We start from the raw sequence: 1976 nt of genomic DNA, 5'->3' as shown, positions 1-1976 counted from the left end.
ATCTTCCACCACACCACGTGGTTGGCGTGCCCGGCCAGGTTGAACGCCAGCGTCGTCTCCAGGCCCACGATCGACCCGAAATCGCCCGCCTCGCGGGCCGCGGCGATCTTGTCGAGGGTGTCGTTGGCGCCCTTGACGTAGGTCGCGTGGTGCTTGCTGTGGTGCAGCTCGTTGATCTCGCCGGAGATGTGCGGCGCGAGGGCACCGTAGTCGTAGTCGAGTTCGGGCAGCTCGTACCGGGCCATGGGGCCCTCCTTCTGTCTTCGACATCAAGTCTTGCCCCCTCGAACCTAGTAGCACACCCGCGTCCCGGGCGAGCGGGGGCAGCCTCGGCGCCACGGGCTGGAACCTGGTTGAGTGAAGGTTCAACTTCCAGTACTGGGCCCTCCGGCCGACCACTCAGCGTGACCGGTTTGTCCGGCCCGCGTCGATTCCCCGGCGCCCGGTACGGTTGGTCCCATGGCGACGTCCCGGCTCGGCAGCGTGCAGCGGGTGCTGCTGCTGTTCGCGCTGGCGCTGGGCATCGCCGTGATGCACCACGTGCCCTCCCCCAGCGCCGGGCATGCCATGACGAGCGAGATGTCCGTCGTCCAATCGCACGACGCGGCACCGGCCGCGGACTCCGGCATGCCCGCTGGCGAACACTCGATGCTGCACCTCTGCCTGGCCGTCCTGTACGCCGCTGGCGCACTGGTCCTCGGCCTGCTGGCCTTCCGCAGCTACCCCGCCGTAAAAGCGGTTTTCGACGGCACTCGCGGGTCCCCCGCCGCCGACCGCCCGCCCGACAGACGGGGCCGGCTCGTCTTGACTTCTCTCTGTGTGTTGCGCACCTGATCGGCAGCTCTCGCTCCGGTCTTTCTTCGCAATTTTCCTTTTGAGAGAAGGTTTTTTCGTGCGCAAAATCTTTTTCACCGGCGCGGTGCTGGCCGCTTCGCTCCTGCTCGGCGCGTGCGGCGGCCCCGAATCCCCCGCGCCCAGTGCGCAGGCGGGGCACAACGCCGCTGATGTCACGTTCGCCCAGCAGATGATCTCGCACCACCAGCAGGCGCTGGAAATGGCGAAAATGGTGCCGTCGCGCAGCAGCAACCCGAAGGTCGTCGACCTGGCCGGCCGGATCGACCGCGCGCAGGACCCGGAAATCCGGCAAATGCAAGGCTGGCTGACCGCCTGGGGCGCGGCGCCCGCCAGCCACTCCATGCCCGGCGGCCACGAGATGTCCGGCGACCACACGATGACCGGCATGATGTCCGACGCCGACATGAAGAGCCTGGACGCCGCGAAGGGCCCGGCGTTCGACCGGTCGTGGCTGGACATGATGGTCAAGCACCATCAGGGCGCGGTCGAGATGGCGAAGACGGAACTGGCCCAGGGCGCGGATGCCGGGGCCAAGGCTCTGGCGCAGCGGATCATCGACGCTCAGCAGGCGGAGATCGCCGAGATGCAGGGGTTGGTGAAGAGCTGATCCGGGTGAGGCACCGGGGTCAGTTGGACGGCTCCGGTGCCTTGCTTCTCGGGTATGGCGCTGACCTTTCTGGGTGGGGCCCGCTTTTCCCGGCGTCCGCGGCCTGCGGTTTGCGGCGAGACTGGCCGCGGTCAGTGCCGCCGTGCTGACTGAGCCCTCGCGGGCGAGCCGCCACCGACTCGCTCGCGAGGCACGGCGTTAACCCGGCGACTTCCTCCCGTCGGGACCGCCGCATCAGCCGAAGCAACTCGCGCCAGCGCCGAGCCGCCGAAACGTCCAGCGGCTCGGGTGCACTGAGTCGCAGACGGTCGCCAAACCGCTAGACCGGCTGTCTTGCGGTGAAGGACTTCCGCCGGTGGACCCGGCCCGGCACTGTGGAGGTCCGTGAAGGGCTCCTTGAGGGAATCTGATTCCTTCAAGGAGCCCTTCACGGACCTTCGCGGTGCGAGTACGCGGTGCGAGTCCGCTTGCCCGCTGAGGAACGCGTCCAGCGTCGCGGACCGGGGCGCCCGCG

Annotated in this window: 2 protein-coding genes and 1 pseudogene; 2 read left to right on the top strand and 1 reads right to left on the bottom strand. The window is 68.4% G+C overall.

Features of this window, described 5'->3' with window-relative positions; translation table 11 throughout:
* A pseudogene (locus ABZX37_RS49295) lies at positions 1–245 on the bottom strand (superoxide dismutase); the annotation flags it as partial.
* Positions 246–459: 214 nt separating this feature from the next.
* Between ABZX37_RS49295 and ABZX37_RS49290 the strand changes: the two are divergent.
* The gene (locus ABZX37_RS49290; protein WP_354751262.1) at positions 460–834 is read left to right on the top strand and encodes a hypothetical protein; all 375 of its coding nucleotides are present in this window, start codon (positions 460–462) and stop codon (positions 832–834) included.
* A 58-nt stretch (positions 835–892) separates the two neighbouring features.
* Entirely contained in the window at positions 893–1462 is a 570-nt protein-coding gene (locus ABZX37_RS49285) for a DUF305 domain-containing protein (RefSeq protein ID WP_354751261.1), read from the top strand.
* Positions 1463–1976: the final 514 nt, after the last annotated feature.

It is taken from the genome of Amycolatopsis sp. NPDC004079 (assembly GCF_040610415.1).
Classification (GTDB): Bacteria; Actinomycetota; Actinomycetes; order Mycobacteriales; family Pseudonocardiaceae; genus Amycolatopsis; species Amycolatopsis halotolerans.
The sequence above is the reverse complement of the archived record's forward strand: the minus strand, read 5'-3'. Positions and strand labels throughout refer to the sequence as shown.

Coding starts and splice junctions, on each gene's coding strand:
- ABZX37_RS49290 (WP_354751262.1), top strand. CDS start 460: ATGGCGACGTCCCGGCTCGGCAGCGTGCAGCGGGTGCTGCTGCTGTTC.